Raw genomic sequence first — 17,009 nt, forward strand, 5'->3', positions numbered from 1 at the left:
TAAGTTTGTTTTGTAGGTAGTTTGACAGAAATTTCTGCTTTGGGAGACATTTTGCTTGTCAAAAATGCTATTTTTTTGAGATAATAAACATTACTTGCTTTTTGCTTTCACGGCCCTAGATTCCACTGTGAATCCTGGAATATCTTGCAGTTCTGTTTCGCTCAAACTGTACTGTTCGCAAACCAAACTCAAACGAGTTCCGGTACTTTTAACAGCGTTGACAGAGTGAGTCAAATCTCCTTGAAAATACACCAGCGAATTCGATTGCGGCTTAATCTGCCCGACTTGCTGTTTGTTGCGCCGCAGTATCAACTCTCCCCCTTGCAAGTTCGGCGGTACTTGCACGTATAAAACGCTGACGGCTGCGGGAGGTTCAACAGTTTTGCAGTACGATCGCAAAGATCGATCGATATGCGGATCGACGCGGGAACCTTCACCCAGCAACAAAGGGTTGAGGTAAAAAGCATTGCATTCAGGCTGTAATGCTTGGTCTAGATAGGGTTTGAACAAGGGAAACCGCCGTTCTACTTCGGCGATTTCCGCACGTTGAAACACTACGGAAAACCCTTTTGTGCCAATGAAATCGCGATTGAGGTTGTTGATTGCTAGATAAGGGGAGGCTAGAATTGCTCCTCGCAAGTCGTTGAGGTAGTCGATCGAGAAAGCGTTAGGATGTTGGCTATAGTATTTCAAGGCACTCAAAAATCATCAAAGTTTAAGGAAACAGCAGATAGAAATGCAGCAATCGCTCAGACTTGGGATTGCTTCGTTCCGCGCAATGACATAATAATGTTTATTTGTGTCCGCGTACTTAAGTCAAAGGTTTTTCTTAACTGCGGGCGATCGCCCGGAAGTGTCGCAACCGATTAGCAACTGCCAAATATTACTATACAGGCGATCGTTGTGGTGAGAAGATTATATTTGCAATTCCATGATACATGATGCCGCTGGGCAGCCGATCTCCCATTTATGTTAACTTGTCCAATTGCAGGGGCGATCGCGGAAATTGCGATCGCATCCGGCCACTGTTTGCTCACCGATTTCTTGAGCTTGCTAGCTGGAAAACAGATGTGTGTTGGCGCTGTGTAGGAAACATCTTGCTAAAAAAAGCAATCCGTGCATTAGGTCAAAATGCTGGGAGGGCGATCGACAATCTCTAACTGGCGATAGAACGTTAATAAAGTTGACAAATAGAGGGTAGTCTACAAAATACCCGCAGTCGCAAAAGTTACTAAATAATTATTTCAGATTAAATTAATATTTCACAGAGCCAAAAAAAGAAAGCGCCCAGCTATAATTAAAGAGTAAGTAAAAAAAAACAACTCGCTGAAACGATATGCCAACAACATTGTACGAAAAAATGGGTGGAGAGCCAGCTATTAAAGAGATGGTTGATGATTTTTACCGCGATGTTTTGGCTGATGAGGTAGTGAGCCACTTCTTCGATCATACAGATATGGCAAAGCAGGCCCGCCATCAAACTGCTTTTATCTCTTATGCTCTCGGCGGCACCAAGCAATACTCAGGTCGTTCAATGGAGAAGGCTCACTCAGGTTTGAATCTACAGCCAGAACACTTTGATGCGATTGTGAAGCATTTGACCGATGCCATCATTGCCCACGGGGCGTCGCAAGAGGATCTTGATGAAGTGCTAGGTAAAATAGCTACTTTGAAAGAAACTGTTTTGTACAAGTAATATCGAGTGAATGCAAGAGTTTTGTTGCAGCCACTAGAATAGTGATAAAAGTGGAGATTTCGTGATTTTGTCGCAAAAGCTCCACTTTGTTTTTTGCCGGATATAATGAACGGCGAAGAGGCGAAGGAAGAGAAGAGAATAGTTCACAATTGAGGCGAGGAGTGCTAGAGTTGTTTAACTGATATTCCGTATGAGTTGTGGAAAGCAGTCGCACTCGATATTATAGCTCATTAAAGTTTTTTCTTACTTGATTTATGGATACCTGTTTCATTTTTTATAGTAGCTTATTTGGCTATCCACGGTATTGCTGAAGTCTATTTTCCCGCATTTGTTAATTTACTTGAAATGCTGACAAGTTATATTCCTCCTTTAGCTAGATGACAGTAGTTAAGTGCGGATTGCACGATCGGTTTACTAATTGCAAATTACCAATTACCAAATCGTATATGCCGCAATACTTCGGAAAACTTCAAAAAACCGAACAGCCTTGGTCAACAATCGGTTCGGTAGAATCCATAAATAAAACCGATCGCACCTTTCACTTTAATTGCGGTGAAACTTCCCTAAACATCAGCATCCTCGCGCCGAATTTAATCAGAGTGCGAATGTCCCCCACAGGTGAATTTAACAGCCGATCGCACTCAATAACTGTCCCTGACGAAGAGTGGGAAATTATACCATTGGAAGTGCGAGAAACAGAAGAAAAAATTGAAATTGAAACATCGCAAATAAAAATTTCTGTCAAGCGATCTCGTGCTGCAATCGAATGCTTTGACAAATCGGGAAAACCCTTTGCTAGCGACTGCGATCCCAGTATGGGATGGCGCGCAGGTGCAACCGCAGGCTGGAAACGCATCGAAGCAGACGAACACTTCTACGGTTTCGGACAACGCACCGGCTTTCTCGACAAACTCTCCGAAGTCAAGACAAACTGGACAATAGACGCGCTTGACTACAATTCCCTCAGCGATGAAATGTACCAGGCGATCCCATTTTATATCGCCCTGAATCCCGATCGCGCTTACGGCATTTTCTTCAACACGACATTTTGGAGTCAATTCGACATCGGCGCTCAACAACCGGGAGTTTTGCGGATGGAAACCAGAGGCCGGGAACTCGATTACTACATCATTTACGGCCCGGAACCCGCCCAAATTCTCGCCACCTACACGCAGTTAACAGGCCGGATGCCGCTTCCGCCAAAATGGGCGCTGGGATACCACCAATGCCGCTGGAGTTACGAATCCGAGGACGTTGTGCGCGAGTTGGCGAAGGAATTTCGCGATCGGGCGATTCCCTGTGATGTCATCCACCTCGACATCGACTATATGAACGGCTACCGCGTTTTTACCTGGAGCCCGAAGCGTTTCCCCGATCCCGCGAAACTGATCGCAGACTTGAAAGCAGCCGGTTTTAAGGTTGTCACGATTGTCGATCCCGGTGTCAAGTACGAACCGGAAGGAGATTATGAAGTATTCGATCGGGGTGTGGAGAATGACTATTTCGTCCGCACCGCAGAGGGAAGGCTATTCCACGGTTACGTTTGGCCGGAAAAAGCGGTGTTTCCCGACTTCCTGCGGCCAGAGGTGCGCGAGTGGTGGGGCGAATTGCACAAAAACCTCACAGATATGGGCGTTGCGGGGATTTGGAACGACATGAACGAACCTTCGATCGCAGAACGGCCTTTTGGCGACGGCCACCAACACATCTGGTTTCCGATGGATGCACCGCAAGGCCCGGAATCCGAAGGCGCTACCCACGCGGAAACGCACAATTTGTATGGGTTGATGATGGCGAAAGCTTGTGCACAGGGGTTGCAAAAAGTGCGATCTGGCGATCGATCTTTTGTGCTGACGCGATCGGGTTTTGCGGGCGTTCAGCGTTACTCGTCGGTATGGATGGGCGACAATCTATCGCAGTGGGAATACTTAGAAATGTCGCTACCGATGCTTTGCAATATGGGGCTTTCCGGCGTGGCGTTTGTCGGTTGCGACATCGGGGGTTTTGCGGAGAATGCAACCGCTGAATTGTTCGCGCGGTGGATGCAGGTGGGAATGCTGTATCCCTTGATGCGCGGTCATTCGGCGATAAATACGGCCCAACACGAACCGTGGGTTTTTGGCGATCGCACTGAGAAGATTTGCCGCGAATACATGAATTTGCGCTATCAGTTGTTGCCTTACATTTACACCTTGTTTTGGGAAGCTGCGACGACGGGAACACCGATTTTGCGACCGTTACTATATCAATTTCCGCGCGATCGCACAACTTATCACCTTTACGATCAAGTATTGCTCGGCCCGTCGCTGATGGCTGCACCTGTTTACCGCCCCGGAGTTGAGCATCGCGCCGTGTATTTGCCGGAGGGGACTTGGTACGATTGGTGGACGGGCGAATGCTATCACGGCCCGACGCACATTTTAGCCCATGCACCTTTGGAGAGAATGCCGCTTTACGTGCGGGGCGGGGGCATAATTGCGATCGCACCTGTGAGGCAGTTTGTCAGCGAAGAACCGCTTGAGTCATTAAAAATGCGAATTTGGCCCGGAAGCGGTGAATGGACGCTTTATGAGGACGACGGACACAGTTTTGAACATGAAAAAGGTGTCTGGGCTACGACTAATTACAAGGTGTATTTGGAAGGGGAAAAAATCATCGTTGAAATTGCCGCGCGCGAGGGTCAATTTTTGATATCTGAACGCGAAGTTATTGTGGAAGTTGTTGGCGTTGGCGAACAGCGATTTACAGATGATGGTACGGCGCGACGTTTGACATTTGGATAATTTTGGCATAAAGCGGTTTATGCTATGGTGGCATTCAGGGCGATCGCTCGATCTGGCAGAGTTTGAGATGGAAAGGGCGATCGTCTGTGATTCCTTTGTGGCTAGATAAAATTCATTTCTAGGGTAGCAAAGATGTTAACGGGTTAGAGAAATCCCAAAAAAATATCCAAAAAATTCGGCAAAGGGGTTGGATAAATTGTAAAGTAAAGGTTTTGAGGATAGTGTTTCCCCCCAAGAGCGCAAAAATTTTAAAAAATTACAATAACAATGGAAATTTTATCAGTATGATTATCTCCCATATAGCTCTGAAAAATTGGCGCAATTTTCAGTCAGTGAATGTTGATTTGCGCGATCGCGTTTTTGTGGTAGGCCCTAATGCTTGTGGTAAGTCAAACTTTCTCGATTCATTGCGCTTTTTGCGGGATCTGGCTAAAGCAGGAGGCGGATTGCAGAAAGCCGTGAGCGATAGACGTGGCGTGTCAAAAATTCGCAGTCTTTATGCGCGCCGTTATTCAGATGTAGAAATAGAAATTCAGCTTTCAGAATCTAATGATGAACAGCCCTTGTGGACGTATGCGCTGGGAATTAAACAGAGAAAAGGTGGAAAAAATGAGCCGATTGTTGCCTACGAACGAGTTTGGAAAGGCGAGCGGCAAATTGTCAATCGCCCTACTGAAGAAGATGACAAAGATGAGCTACGTCTCACCCAGACTTATTTAGAGCAAATTAATGCCAATGCAGAATTTAGAGAAATTTCTAAATTTTTAGAATCGATTTTATATTTACATTTAATTCCTCAGTTGGTTCGCCATCCCGAAGCTTTTTCTACCCCGGGGCTTTCCGAAGATCCTTTTGGTAGAACTTTTTTAGAGCGAGTTGTTAAAACTTCCGAAAAAACTCGAAGATCGCGATTAAAAAAAATTGAAGATGCTTTAAAGCTGGCTGTCCCACAATTGAAAAACCTCACAGATACCAAAGATGTCATGGGAGTTCCGCATTTGGAAGCTGTTTACGAACATTGGCGACCAGGAGCGGGAAAACAACGGGAAGACCAATTTTCTGACGGAACGTTACGGTTAATTGGTTTGCTCTGGTCGCTGTTAGAAAGCGAGTCATTATTGTTACTAGAAGAACCAGAACTTTCCTTAAATTCAGCGATTGTTAGCCATCTTCCATCTCTAATTTATCGCCTTCAGCGTCCGAGAAAGCGACAGGTTATTCTCAGTACCCATAGTGCTGATTTACTCTCAGACAAAGGCATTGGCGGCGAAGAGGTGCTGCTAATGACACCGACTCCTGAAGGAACTCAGGTAAAACTTGCTTCAAGTAATGAACAAATCAAAATGCTATTAGAAGGAAATTTAAGCATAGCCGATGCGGCACTTCCTCTCACAGCGCCGCCCGCGATTGAAAAACTGAGTTTATTCAAATGACGGATATTCCCATCAATTTAGTGTTTGAGGATGCACTGAGTGAAGCAGTTCTTAAACAAATGCTCAAACAGTCTCAACGTCCTTTTTCAGTGGGACAGTGCTTGAATCAGAGAGGATATGGCAAAATTAAAAAGATTATTTCTGGATTAAATTATGCGGCAAAGGGAATGCCATACTTAGTATTAACTGATTTGGATAATGCAGAATGCCCGTTAGTAATTATTTCGGAGTGGTTAACTCAACCAAAACATCCTAATCTGCTGTTTCGGATTGCTGTTAAAGAAGTGGAAGCGTGGTTACTTGCACATCGAGAGGGCTTTGCCCAATTTCTGGGTATTTCAGTAGACTTGATTCCGGGCGACGCGGATCGAATTCCTGACCCCAAGCAGCTTTTAATCAATTTGGCTAAAAAGTCAAAGAAGCGAAATCTGCGGGAGGCGATCGTCCCCCCTCCTAATAGTACGGCTAAAATTGGTAAAGACTACAACGGTCAACTGATCGAGTTTGTCAATAAAAGTTGGCAGGTGGCGTCAGCACAGACTAATTCCCCCAGTTTGGAACGAGCTATGAATGCACTCATAAATTTTCAACCAACCTGGGAAAATTGAGGATAAAGACCAATACTGCGCCCTGTCATTGTTTGGCAAACAGTTAATAAATACTGTTATAATATAGCGTCCGGGGATGACTAGACCCGACACCTACCCACAAATAATGCAACCCATCCAAATTACCACATTCCAAGCTTTGTGGCGCAGCTTGGGCCTGATAATCAAAGCCGCACCAATAGAACTCCGCAATTTAATATTACTCAACATCATCGGCGGTGCTGCCCCATCTGCCGTGCTTTTTTTAGATAAATTAATCATTGATGAAGTATCTCGGTTGCTGTCGCAAACCCAAACAGCACAGCCCTTTGCTTTGATGCTTTCCCGGCCAATATTGCTGTGGAGTATTGCCGGAGTCTTAAGTCTCAAGTTAGTCGGCGATGCCCTAGACACAATGAACTCTTTTGTCGCGACATCTTTGCGCGATCGCGTTCAAGGCTTTGTCGAAGGAAAAGTCCTCGAAAAAGTCGCCAATTTCGACGATATTGCCCTCTTTGAAAACCCGGAACTATTAAATATAGTAGAACTCGCAAAAACCGGAGTATCCAAAATACAGCAACTAGCATTTACCATCAGCATGACCATCACGGGAATTTTTATATTTATTCCCTCGATAGGCCTTGCTGCTGCGATAGCTTGGTGGGTGCCATTGCTGATGTTAATCTCCTCAGCTCCCTCAATTTACACCCAAAGAAAATATAGCAGAATCATCTGGAGAGTTCAAAGAAAGCAAGCTAAAATCAGCCGCGAAATGAACTTATCCAGTAGAGTCTTGACGGGCGAAGAATATGCTAAAGAATTGCGTTTGTTTGGGTTGCAAGAACTTTGGCTCAAACGCTGGCAGGGTCAGTTTTTGCAATTTTTTAGCGAGATGCAGCAAATCCGAAAAAAAGGAGCAATTGTTGTACTTTTATGGTCGATGTTTAGTAGAATTGGAGTGGCTTTGCCATTTATTTATGTAGTAATGGGAGCTTTGGGTGGTCGCTATACTTTGGGCGATTTAGCACTCTATTCGGGTTTGATTGTTCAAGTAAAGCAAAGTTTGCATATGCTGATTAACACTTCTACTAATTTGTACGATATCTCTCTCAGCGTTAGTCCGATTTTTCAACTTTTGGAACTCAAACCCGAATTGCAGTCTCCGCTTGTTGATGTGGCGTCTCGCCTGCCTAGCTTATCAGAAGACGGGCAAGATGCGCGCCCCACAAAAGATAAAATTGGCATCGAGATTAAGCATTTATCTTTCTGCTATCCCGGTAGCAATAAAAGCACGGTTGAAGATATCAACTTAACGATTAATCAGGGTGAAATGCTAGTGCTTGTTGGTGAAAATGGCGCGGGTAAAACAACCCTTGGCAAACTCCTCGGCCGCCTGTACGACCCGACAAGCGGTACGATCGACTGGAACGGCAAAGATTTGCGATCGTACCCTCTAGCATACGTGCGATCGCGCATCGCCGTCGTCATGCAAGATTACGCCCGTTTCCCCTCGACAGTTCGCGAAAACGTCGGTTTCGGCGACTTGCTTTCACTGTCGGATGACACCGCAATTAACGAAGCTATTTCCGAAGCAGGAATAAGCGCAAAAGTAAATAGTCTTGCCGCAGGTTTAGAGACACCCTTGGGGAAACAATTAGAAGACGGCATAGACTTATCGGGGGGACAGTGGCAAAGAATTGCGATCGCCCGCGCCTTAATGCGGCTTTCTACAGCCGAAGTTCTAATTTTTGACGAACCAACCGCCGCCCTCGACCCCAAGACAGAACACGAAATTTACAGCATCTTCCGCCAAATAGCCGCCGGGAAAACAACCATAGTCATCAGTCACAGATTGGGATTAGCAAAAATTGCCGATCGTATCGCCGTCATGGAAAACGGTAAAATAGCAGAAATAGGAACTCACGACGAATTGATAGCATCAAACGGAATTTACTGCTCAATGTTCACCCGTCAAGCTAGCAGCTATATTTAGAGTTAAACAAACAGTCCGCCAGGGGTTTTAAACCCCCGCCGGACTTGTGGGTTAGCGTGGGGAATTTGGCGCGGGTGATTGTGATAAATTATCGCGGATTGGCGATCTAATTTCTCTCCTTATGTGGCGAGAAACCGAGTTCCTGGGACAATTTTCAGTGGAGTACGAGAAATCTCGGAACAAACCCGGTTCCTGGGATGATTGTGCGAGATAGATTTATGAGAGATTAATCTCATTTGTTTTGTGGCAAAGTCTCGATCCCCCCTAGCCCCCCTTAAAAAGGGGGGGGACAAAAGTCAAATACAAATTCCCGCTTCTTAACCAGGGGACAAAAGTTCGATTCAAAGTCCCCCTTCTTAAGGGGGATTTAGGGGGATCTAGGCTTCGAGGTAAAGCAGAGATACCTGTTTTACTGTTGAATGCGATCTTTTTGAGAAAATTGTCAGAAAGTGCGAGTTATAATAAAACCAACCTAGTTGGCAATAATATCAACGATGGAAACTATAACTCTCAACCTACCTGCAGCCGTCGCTTTAACCGACGAACAATTTTATCAATTGTCCATCGCTAATGAAGAGTGGCGATTAGAACAAACCCCCGAAGGAGAACTAATTATTATGCCTCCAACAGGCGGCGAAAGCGGCATCAGAAATTCCGATCTAAACCTGGGACTCGGTTTGTGGAATCGTCAGACTCAATTAGGAAAAGTCTTTGACTCTTCCACTATCTTTCAATTACCCAACGGTGCGAAGCGTTCCCCTGATGCTGCTTGGGTACTCCTAGAACGTTGGGAAGCATTATCCGCAGAAGATAAGCGCAAATTTCCTCCCCTGTGCCCGGACTTTGTAATAGAATTGCGCTCGCAAACTGATTCCCTAGAAACATTGCGGGCTAAAATGCGGTATTATCGAACTAACGGCTGTCGCTTAGGTTGGCTAATTGACCCCCAAACGCCTTTAGTAGAAATCTATCGGTTGTCTGAAGATGTAGCAGAAGTGATTAATTTCTCTTTTGACCAACCGCCTACACTTTCGGGTGAAGATGTACTTCCCGGATTTCTTCTAGATCTTACACCTATTCTCAATCCTTGAATCTAGATCCAGAACTGTCGCCCAAGTGGCGAGAAACCGGGTTTCTGCGACAATTTGGGTTGAGTACGAGAAATAAGGGAAGAAACCCGGTTTCTGAGATGAGCCTCCATCCACAAAAATGATGAGCAATTATCTCCCCGTCAACGTATCCGCATAAGGATCTGGCAAAGCTTGCTGCACCTCCAAAAGCGGCAAAGGATCTCCAGTCAACGGTTGGCTAATCAAATTTTTTTTTAGCCCATCCCCCTTGCGATCGCGCTCTTGCAGCTTCAGCAATTCCTCTTGATAAACAGCAACAATTCGCCCTAAACTCAGCACCAAATCATCCCAATTATCATCTTCCACCAACTTCTCAGAAATTCCCTCAAATAACTCTCCCGCTTGCCTTTTTTGAACATAAGCTTTCAAAAGCTTTCCCGACTTTTGCAAAACAGCCTGATAAATATCCCCATCCGACCACCACAGCCCCTGTTGACTCAGCAGCCAAGTCAAAATATACTCGCGAGCGTGTTGCTCTTTCACCCAGGCCGCGAGATACTGTAAATCTTCCATAGTTACAACAGTCTCCTAAATTTTCCTCAAAATGTCCGCTTGTTTGTATCTACCGTTACCGCGATCGACATAATACCTGCCTTATCATCACCTGCCCGCGTCATTAATATCCCTTAAATCTTAAAAAAACCCTACTGATTTACCAAACAGCAATTCTGAGAATATAAAAATAAACCTAAACCTCCTAGGTCTATTGTCCAATACTTTTAGTCCACCGGAAAGCGGTACACCCCGCCTCGCTTTCCTCTCTCGCAAATCAATCCTCAAGCGGGAACAACAAGCGGGTTATTAGCATGACAAAGCAAAATTTTGGTTTAATCGGTCTAGCAGTGATGGGCGAAAACCTAGCGCTCAACGTCGAAAGCAGAGGCTTCTCCGTGGCTGTGTACAACCGCACCGCAGCCAAAACCGACGACTTCATGGCACAACGCGCCCCCGGCAAGAACATTGTAGGCACCAAGACTCTGACAGAATTCGTCGATGCCCTAGAAACCCCGCGCCGAATCTTAGTCATGGTGCAAGCTGGGAAACCCGTAGATGCGGTCATCGACCAGCTCAAACCCATGCTGTCACCGGGCGACATGATTATTGACGGCGGCAACTCGCTATACGACGACACCGAACGCCGCACCAAAGATTTAGAATCGATGGGGCTGGGATTTGTCGGCATGGGCATCAGCGGCGGCGAAGAAGGCGCGCTGAATGGTGCTAGCTTGATGCCCGGTGGCACCCGCACTGCTTACGGTCTACTAGAGCCAATTCTCACCAAAATTGCGGCTCAAGTAGATGATGGCCCCTGTGTCACTTTCATCGGCCCTGGTGGCGCCGGCCACTACGTGAAGATGGTTCACAACGGCATTGAGTACGGTGATATGCAGCTCATTGCTGAAGCCTACGATTTGCTCAAAAACGTTGGTGGATTGAACGGCCAGCAGTTGCAGGAAGTTTTTGCCGAATGGAATACAACAGACGAACTAAACTCGTTTTTGATTGAAATTACGGCTAACATTTTCAAGTACATTGACCCGGAAACTAAGCAACCCTTAGTTGAGGTAATTATGGACGCAGCCGGTCAAAAAGGCACGGGCCGCTGGACTGTAATGAGTGCTTTAGAATTGGGCGTGAGCATTCCCACAATTATCGCTGCTGTGAATGCCAGAATCATGTCTTCTTACAAAGCAGAGCGCGTCAAAGCTTCCCAAGAACTGACGGGGCCTAGCGGCAAGTACGAAGGCGATACTAAAGAGTTTGTGAACAAAGTCCGGGATGCGCTTTACTGCTCGAAGATTTGCTCCTACGCACAAGGCATGGCGCTGTTGAGCGCGGCCTCGAAGTCGTACAACTATGACTTGAGTTTGAGCGAAATTTCCAGAATTTGGAAAGGTGGCTGTATTATTCGAGCTGGATTTTTGGACAAGATTAAAACAGCTTTCAAGGACGATCCCACGTTGCCGAATTTGCTGTTAGCGCCGGAGTTCAAACAGAGCATTCTCGATCGCCAATCGGCTTGGCGAGACGTGTTAGCTACTGCTTGCCAACTGGGGATTGCAGTGCCAGCATTTAGCGCCTCGCTGGACTATTTCGATAGCTACCGGCGCGAAAGATTGCCGCAAAACCTCACGCAAGCTCAGCGTGATTATTTTGGGGCTCACACCTACGAGCGCACCGACAAACCGCGCGGCGAATTCTTCCACTCAGAGTGGACGCAGACTGCTAAAGAATCGCTGCAAACCGGTACTACCGATTAATTAATTTTTGTAGGGTGCGTTTCGGCGCACCTTACAGATAGAACATGAGATTACTGCCAACTAATCTTTTTCCTGAATCCACACCGATACTGAACCGCCTTGACAGCGAAACTCGCCCCAACCCCACTCGTTAGTAGAAACAGGTTCCTGAATATGCCCTGTTAAGTCCACAAACTTAGCATGAGGTTTACCAACTTCCATCCACTTGAAACCCTCCGGGCCGTCACTCATAATTACTGCCATTGCCTGTGGATTTTTCCCATTGCCCAATCTCGTCCAGCCAATTGTATTCCAATGATCGAAATAGTCATATTGAGGGCCGTAGGCGAAGTGTTTGCGAGCATGGAGAAACTTGTCAATTAGCGATCGATAAGAGGGCATAACAATCTTATACCGATTGCCATCACGCCCCCAATCTTCATATTCTACACCGTAATAATCGCCGTAGAAAACGCAGGGATAACCTTCTCTTCGCAATAGAATAATCGCATAAGCAAGAGGTTTAAACCAGGGTTCTACCACAGATTCAAGTGCTTGCAGCGGTTGGGAGTCGTGGTTTTCGACAAAGGTTACTGCATGAGTCGGTTGCTGCTGCATCATTGTACCGTCTAAGATGCGCCGCATATCGTAGTTACCGCCCTGTTGGCTGGCGTAATGAAAGTTGTAATGCAGCGGCACATCAAAAACTGACATTTTGCCCTTAACTGAACCGACATACCAGTGCAGGATATCGATATTTGGTGCCCAATACTCACCGACAACAAACAAATCTTTGCCGACATATCGCTCCATTTCATCCAACCATTCCACAAAAAACCAAGACGATATGTGCTTGATTGCATCTATACGAAAACCGTCGGCACCTGTGGTGTCGAGATACCACTTACCCCAGCGTGTAATTTCATCTCGTACCCATCGATCCTGGAAATCCAGATCGCACCCCATTAAATATGCAAAATTGCCATTTTCTAGGGCCACATAGTCATCAAAAATTTTCCCTTCTATTAAATAGACTGTACCGCGATCGCCTGGATTGTAATCGTTGTAGTCTACTGCGTCAAAATGCCACCAGTGCCATTCAAATTGGGAATATTTACCTTTGCGTCCGGGAAAGTTAAAATTGGTGTAGCTTTTGATTTCTTGCAACCCACCTTTGGGATTTAGCCGATTGTGGTAAGGATAAGGAGTTGCCTTAAATATCTCTGCTGCATCTGCACCCATTTTGTGGTTGATAACTACATCGGCATAGACTTGGATCTGAGATTTGTGCAGGGCTGCGATCGCATCCAAATATTCCTGCTTAGTACCATATTTGGTGCGAATTGAACCTTTTTGGTCGAATTCTCCCAAATCAAATAAGTCGTAAACCCCATATCCAACGTCGCTTTGCCCGCCCATTCCTTTGTAAGCTGGGGGCAGCCACAGTGCCGTAAAACCCGCATCTGCCAATTCTTTCGCTTGATTTTTTACCTCATCCCACAGGGTTCCTCGATCGGGAATGTACCAGTGGAAATATTGCATCATCGTGCCGTTGATATCTGCCATTTTTCACCCTTGCCTTGAGATGATACTGACAATTTAAGGCGATCTTAGGCTACAGCCTTGCCCATTGTCACTGTATCCCCATTAATTTTTTCTAAAACTCCGGTTTGGGTGTGATTAAAGTTTTGTTACAGTTCTCAACTATAACATCCCTTGACTTTCGCCTGACTCTTTGAACCATACTTGAACTTGAGTGCAGACAAAAAGCCCAATTCCTAGATCGGAAATCTAAAAGAATCACTAAGTAAGCTCACAAGGTACTTGTGAACTTACTTGTTATCTTAGTAAATAACTATACTGAGCAAATCTGCTACCATCAGAATTACTCCTTATTAAAAAAATGTAATTTTATGAAATCTTTTATTGGAAGAGCCGCTGCCGTTTTGGGTGTGATTGCGACATCGTTATTGGATACATTGAAAGAAGAAGAGGAAAAAAAGCGTTTATTAGACAGTGGTATTTTGGAAGTGGATGAAATGACGGGAAAAGAGTTTGAAAAATTTCTAGAGGTTCATTTTATAAATTTTGGTTATACTGTTACTTTAACTCAAGATAGTCAAGATTATGGGGCGGATTTAATTTTATACAAAGATGGCTCCAAAACCGTGGTTCAAGCGAAAAGAAGCAAAAATCCAGTTGGGATTAAAGCAGTTCAAGAAGTAGCCGGAGCGGTCAGACATTACAAAGGAAATAAAGGAAGAGTAATCACGAAGAACAGATTTACAGACAATGCTTACAATCTTGCTAAATCTAACGACGTAGATTTATGGGATAGAAAAAAACTCATCGAATTTATCTTGACAGCTAAGAACTGTAAATAACTTATATACTAAACTAAGTTATATATAAAAGATGCACTGCTTTCCCAGTATCTTTAATTTCACTGATGATGAATCATGCTACAAATTTCTAATACAGTGTTCATAGACGATCGCGAAATCGAGATTAGTGCGATTCGCTCTCAAGGCGCGGGGGGGCAAAATGTAAATAAGGTGGCGAGTGCGATTCACTTGCGCTTTGATATCCCAGCTTCCTCATTGCCCGATCGCTACAAGGAGCGTTTGTTGCAAATCAACGACCAGCGCATCACCTCCGAAGGTGTGATTGTGATCAAGGCGCAGGAACACCGCAGCCAGGAACAAAACCGGGAAGAGGCTTTGAGACGGCTGCAAGAACTGATTAAAAGTGCGATCGTCATACCGAAAAGGCGCAAACCCAGCAAAGCAACTCGTAGTTCCCAGCGCAAGCGTCTCGACAGCAAAACCAAGCGAGGGCAGATTAAAGCTTTGAGAGGGAAAATTACGGATTGAGGGATGAAAGGTCGATCGGGCTTCTGAGTTTTTAGTTATAGCCTTAGTATTTTCCGGGCTTGGGTCCATGACTCAAACCCGTTTCCCTAGAAATGGACGAACCCCTGCGGGTTAGTTGTCGTTCGGCGAGGGCGATCGACTTGGTAAGTCATCGGGAATTTTAGTTACGTCTAATCCTAAAAGCTCAAACATAGTTTTTAGAGAAACTTGGTATAGGTTAGCCATAGCAAGTATGTTTTCAGCATTAGGTAGAGCCTTGCCTAATTCCCAGTCAGCTTGCCTTCGCTCGGAAATTCCGATTTTTTCTTTGACTTGAGGGCGTGTTAGTCCAGCTTGTTCTCTGAGTAGTCTCAATGGAGACTTCTCCTTTTCTTGTAAATCTTCTTCTATCATAGGACGAAATATTCATGATGTAAACGTCTTGACAAAGGCTTGAATAAGACGTAAACTTCATGTTGGTAGGCAAAACAAAGGCCACTCAACGAGCCTCCAAGGTCAAAATGCAGGTTTGAAGAACCGCCTTATTTGTTGTGTCTATCAATTATGCCTGCATACCCAAGCGTATTTTCGGGGGTTGGGCGCAGACCTCAAGCCCCTTTTTTCTCAACGCCGAGGAGGTGATGCCATGTAAAAGGTCGATCGACCTCACAAGACAGCCCAACTCAAAATTGTATCAAAGATCCAGACCAAAACTTCTCCTTTGCGATCGCACAACTTCCGTGCTATCGTGCCATTTCTCGAACCATTCCCGATCATGCCCACATCTATTGACAACTTCTACCTAGGCGATGTCGCCTCCAACTTTCACTTTGCAGGCCCGCTGCTAGACTTTGAAGAAGAAATCCAGAATCAATCTCCCTTTCACGATTTAGACTACCTGACAGGCGAAATTAAAAGGGGATTCCTAGACTACGTGCGTCAAGGAATCATGCTGGACGCGATCCGAAAACTGCGATTGTACAAAGACAAGTTCAAAACTTTTAAAAGTTACTGCGAACAAGCTTTAGGCAGGCAGTATTTTTACTGCACGCAAATTATCAAAGCTGCTGGCATTTGCCTGCGCTTAATTAAAGCCGGATTTGAGATTTTGCCTAGCTGCGTCGCTCAAGTTGTTCCTTTGTTCAAACACGCAATTACCGACCAATATGGCGACTGTCGTTTACAGGAAAAGTGGCAAGAAGTTGTCGATGTCATACCAAAAGAAAGGATTACCGCAGTAACTATTGCCGAAACAGTTGACAACAATCCCAACCTCCGGCTCAAACAAATTCGTATTAAAACGGACACCTACGCCCTTTTAACGAAAAAAGCAGCCGCAGCCGGACTGTCAATTTCGGAATTTTTGGCAAGGTTGGTTGGCGAATACAATCCCAGAAATTTAGACCAGCCAGCGGAACATACTCCCGAACAAGAGGAGATTTTAGACCAATTAGACGCGGAGTTTAAGAAGCCGGCAACGGAACAGACTTCAACTTCTGCCCCAGGAAAAGTTAAGTCTAAAGGTTTTGGAGTCAAAGTTGACCCTAAAGGTGGTAAAAGAGAAGTTAAGGCGAAAACTTCGGAAAGGGAAGTTAAGGCGAAAACTTCGGAAGGTGAAGTTAAGTTCAAAAATCGGCAAAGTGAAATCAAAGCCGAGAAACAGTCGAATTCATTTAATGAGAAAAATCATGAAGTCATCTGCCCAAAATCCAATCATGCGTCAACTGAAATTAATGGAGGTTCAACTGAACGAAATTCAGTGCCACCTTATTAAAGCCACAGTGTTGAATTGGTGGCAAATAGTTTTGCCTGACGGACAAAAGATTGCGATCGAGCACGCGGGCGGCGGACACTGGATTTTTCGGGCTAACGGGCTTGAAAAATCTCATCCAGAAGTGCGGCTAGCGGTGTTAAGGGCGATCGCCGAAGGCTGTCGCCGATAAGTTACGGCTAAGGACACGGCACGGCCGTGTCCTGAGATGGACTGGCGGACTGGTGGGCTGGAGGCGATCGACATTGGTTAAGGTTGCGATCGGAATTTCCCAACTGTGGGGCCAAGTTAAAATTTCCCGCGTTGTGGGCCCAGGGCAAGCGTCAAGGATATATTATCGGGTTTGGGGAGCAATGCCGCCTTAGCAGAGCCTATTCATACATCTAAGCCAAGCAGCATTAGGCTAGCCCTCAATTCGTGACATTTTCTTCCCCGACTATACTCAAAAGACATCTCGAATAATCAATTTGAAATCCTTACTCAACCATCATATCAAATCTGTTAGCATCAGAATTACTCCTATC

15 protein-coding genes are annotated in these 17,009 nt (G+C 45.4%); 11 read left to right on the forward strand and 4 right to left on the reverse strand.

All coding sequences use genetic code 11. The annotated features are described in order from the left end of the window. Window positions 1-90 precede the first annotated feature (90 nt). Window positions 91-693 (reverse strand): 2OG-Fe(II) oxygenase, encoded by a 603-nt coding sequence (locus QUA33_RS05810; protein ID WP_333147229.1) that lies wholly within the window; start codon window positions 691-693, stop codon window positions 91-93. Between the two features lie 643 nt (window positions 694-1,336). Here QUA33_RS05810 and QUA33_RS05815 point away from each other — a divergent pair. The 6 genes from QUA33_RS05815 (at window position 1,337) to QUA33_RS05840 (ending at window position 9,583) form a co-directional block, all read left to right on the forward strand. Beyond that, window positions 1,337-1,696 (forward strand): group 1 truncated hemoglobin, encoded by a 360-nt coding sequence (locus QUA33_RS05815; RefSeq protein ID WP_333147231.1) that lies wholly within the window; start codon window positions 1,337-1,339, stop codon window positions 1,694-1,696. A 446-nt stretch (window positions 1,697-2,142) separates the two neighbouring features. Continuing rightward, entirely contained in the window at window positions 2,143-4,479 is a 2,337-nt protein-coding gene (locus tag QUA33_RS05820) for a glycoside hydrolase family 31 protein (protein ID WP_333147233.1), read from the forward strand. Window positions 4,480-4,763: 284 nt separating this feature from the next. Beyond that, entirely contained in the window at window positions 4,764-5,912 is a 1,149-nt protein-coding gene (locus tag QUA33_RS05825; protein ID WP_333147235.1) for an AAA family ATPase, read from the forward strand. Continuing rightward, the gene (locus QUA33_RS05830; protein WP_333147237.1) at window positions 5,909-6,520 is read left to right on the forward strand and encodes a hypothetical protein; all 612 of its coding nucleotides are present in this window, start codon (window positions 5,909-5,911) and stop codon (window positions 6,518-6,520) included. Before QUA33_RS05825 ends, QUA33_RS05830 begins: the two co-directional genes overlap by 4 nt. A gap of 106 nt (window positions 6,521-6,626) precedes the next feature. Next, complete coding sequence (locus QUA33_RS05835; protein WP_333147239.1) at window positions 6,627-8,492, forward strand: ABC transporter ATP-binding protein; 1,866 nt, start codon at window positions 6,627-6,629, stop codon at window positions 8,490-8,492. Between the two features lie 494 nt (window positions 8,493-8,986). Next, window positions 8,987-9,583: a Uma2 family endonuclease gene (locus tag QUA33_RS05840; protein ID WP_333147241.1), complete on the forward strand. Its 597-nt coding sequence runs from the start codon at window positions 8,987-8,989 to the stop codon at window positions 9,581-9,583. A 129-nt stretch (window positions 9,584-9,712) separates the two neighbouring features. Here QUA33_RS05840 and QUA33_RS05845 read toward each other — a convergent pair whose 3' ends face one another. After that, a complete protein-coding gene (locus QUA33_RS05845) occupies window positions 9,713-10,135 on the reverse strand; it encodes a hypothetical protein (protein WP_333147243.1) in 423 nt (140 codons plus the stop codon). Window positions 10,136-10,428: 293 nt separating this feature from the next. On the opposite strand from QUA33_RS05845, the gene gnd reads away from it, so the two are divergent. Next, entirely contained in the window at window positions 10,429-11,883 is a 1,455-nt protein-coding gene (gene gnd / locus QUA33_RS05850; protein ID WP_333147245.1) for a decarboxylating NADP(+)-dependent phosphogluconate dehydrogenase, read from the forward strand. A 60-nt stretch (window positions 11,884-11,943) separates the two neighbouring features. Here gnd and QUA33_RS05855 read toward each other — a convergent pair whose 3' ends face one another. Beyond that, window positions 11,944-13,428 carry an alpha-amylase gene (locus tag QUA33_RS05855; RefSeq protein WP_333147247.1) on the reverse strand — a complete coding sequence of 495 codons (1,485 nt, stop codon included), beginning with the start codon at window positions 13,426-13,428 and terminating at the stop codon, window positions 11,944-11,946. Between the two features lie 347 nt (window positions 13,429-13,775). On the opposite strand from QUA33_RS05855, the gene QUA33_RS05860 reads away from it, so the two are divergent. Together QUA33_RS05860 and arfB are read left to right on the forward strand one after the other, a co-directional pair. Then, a complete protein-coding gene (locus QUA33_RS05860) occupies window positions 13,776-14,246 on the forward strand; it encodes a restriction endonuclease (RefSeq protein WP_333147249.1) in 471 nt (156 codons plus the stop codon). Between the two features lie 75 nt (window positions 14,247-14,321). Beyond that, window positions 14,322-14,735 (forward strand): alternative ribosome rescue aminoacyl-tRNA hydrolase ArfB, encoded by a 414-nt coding sequence (gene arfB / locus QUA33_RS05865; RefSeq protein ID WP_333147251.1) that lies wholly within the window; start codon window positions 14,322-14,324, stop codon window positions 14,733-14,735. 111 nt (window positions 14,736-14,846) lie between these two features. Here arfB and QUA33_RS05870 read toward each other — a convergent pair whose 3' ends face one another. Next, window positions 14,847-15,128 (reverse strand): helix-turn-helix transcriptional regulator, encoded by a 282-nt coding sequence (locus QUA33_RS05870; RefSeq protein WP_333147253.1) that lies wholly within the window; start codon window positions 15,126-15,128, stop codon window positions 14,847-14,849. 361 nt (window positions 15,129-15,489) lie between these two features. Here QUA33_RS05870 and QUA33_RS05875 point away from each other — a divergent pair, with 361 nt between their 5' ends. Then, the gene (locus QUA33_RS05875) at window positions 15,490-16,488 is read left to right on the forward strand and encodes a hypothetical protein (RefSeq protein ID WP_333147255.1); all 999 of its coding nucleotides are present in this window, start codon (window positions 15,490-15,492) and stop codon (window positions 16,486-16,488) included. A gap of 10 nt (window positions 16,489-16,498) precedes the next feature. Beyond that, window positions 16,499-16,657, forward strand: a complete 159-nt coding sequence (locus QUA33_RS05880; protein WP_333147257.1) for a hypothetical protein — start codon at window positions 16,499-16,501, stop codon at window positions 16,655-16,657. Window positions 16,658-17,009: the final 352 nt, after the last annotated feature.

The sequence above is a fragment of the Microcoleus sp. Pol14D4 genome, assembly GCF_036701245.1.
GTDB lineage: Bacteria > Cyanobacteriota > Cyanobacteriia > Cyanobacteriales > Microcoleaceae > Microcoleus.

Coding starts and splice junctions, on each gene's coding strand:
- QUA33_RS05815 (WP_333147231.1), top strand. CDS start 1,337: ATGCCAACAACATTGTACGAAAAAATGGGTGGAGAGCCAGCTATTAAA.
- QUA33_RS05820 (WP_333147233.1), top strand. CDS start 2,143: ATGCCGCAATACTTCGGAAAACTTCAAAAAACCGAACAGCCTTGGTCA.
- QUA33_RS05825 (WP_333147235.1), top strand. CDS start 4,764: ATGATTATCTCCCATATAGCTCTGAAAAATTGGCGCAATTTTCAGTCA.
- QUA33_RS05830 (WP_333147237.1), top strand. CDS start 5,909: ATGACGGATATTCCCATCAATTTAGTGTTTGAGGATGCACTGAGTGAA.
- QUA33_RS05835 (WP_333147239.1), top strand. CDS start 6,627: ATGCAACCCATCCAAATTACCACATTCCAAGCTTTGTGGCGCAGCTTG.
- QUA33_RS05840 (WP_333147241.1), top strand. CDS start 8,987: ATGGAAACTATAACTCTCAACCTACCTGCAGCCGTCGCTTTAACCGAC.
- QUA33_RS05845 (WP_333147243.1), bottom strand. CDS start 10,135: ATGGAAGATTTACAGTATCTCGCGGCCTGGGTGAAAGAGCAACACGCT.
- gnd (WP_333147245.1), top strand. CDS start 10,429: ATGACAAAGCAAAATTTTGGTTTAATCGGTCTAGCAGTGATGGGCGAA.
- QUA33_RS05855 (WP_333147247.1), bottom strand. CDS start 13,428: ATGGCAGATATCAACGGCACGATGATGCAATATTTCCACTGGTACATT.
- QUA33_RS05860 (WP_333147249.1), top strand. CDS start 13,776: ATGAAATCTTTTATTGGAAGAGCCGCTGCCGTTTTGGGTGTGATTGCG.
- arfB (WP_333147251.1), top strand. CDS start 14,322: ATGCTACAAATTTCTAATACAGTGTTCATAGACGATCGCGAAATCGAG.
- QUA33_RS05870 (WP_333147253.1), bottom strand. CDS start 15,128: ATGATAGAAGAAGATTTACAAGAAAAGGAGAAGTCTCCATTGAGACTA.
- QUA33_RS05875 (WP_333147255.1), top strand. CDS start 15,490: ATGCCCACATCTATTGACAACTTCTACCTAGGCGATGTCGCCTCCAAC.